Origin of the sequence: Mycobacterium sp. E3251 (assembly GCF_001666835.1) — a bacterium.
Lineage (GTDB): Bacteria > Actinomycetota > Actinomycetes > Mycobacteriales > Mycobacteriaceae > Mycobacterium.
This window is the reverse complement of record NZ_LZJF01000058.1, coordinates 1-650: the sequence shown is the minus strand read 5'-3', so window position 1 is coordinate 650 and position 650 is coordinate 1. Positions and strand designations below refer to the sequence as shown.

Here is a 650-nt window from a genome sequence, read left to right as displayed (position 1 = left end):
GGTGCGCACCGCCTTGTCGACCCGGGCCGGCAGGGCCGCCCCCGGCGAGCGGACCAACCCGTCGACCACCTGAAGGCCGGTGCCCTCCAGCAGCGTCGGCAGTAGTTCCGCGGCGGGCAGGCCGGCGCGCTGTCGCAACGTCTCGAGCGGCATTCCCGCCGCGATGTCATGGTCCTGGGCCCAGCCCCGCACCGCGGCGGTCGCGCACTCGCGCCGCGCGGCCCACCACTGCGGCTGCACCACCCAGTCGCCCACCCGTAGCCCCGAAGGCGGCAGGCCCATCGCGCGCAGCTCGTCGGCCCGGGCGTAATCGGGCGGACGGACGCGGCCGGTTGCCAGTTCCGCGGCACGATCCCGGGCCGCGCCGCGGCGGCGCAGCGCCGGCGGCCGGACGTCGAGCACCTCGATCCCGGCCGCGATCCGGTGCTCGCCGGGATCGCGCAGCAGCCCGGTGTCCGAAACCCGCAGCGGCAGGGGCTTGGCCAGCCGCAGCCGGGCCGCCGCGTCACCCAGCTGGCGCACCTGCACGGGCACGGCCGCGGACCCGACGTGCAGCACGAGCTGGCGGTGCAGCGTGCCCGCCGAGCGCAGGGCGACGTCGATCTCCGCGGTGTCGCGCCACACGCCCGGTGTCCGAACGGTGTCGCCGC

Annotated in this window: 1 pseudogene; it reads right to left on the bottom strand. The window is 77.7% G+C overall.

Annotation, left to right across the window (positions count from 1 at the left end):
- Positions 1-650 (bottom strand): annotated as a pseudogene (locus tag A5697_RS07630) (selenocysteine-specific translation elongation factor); the annotation flags it as partial.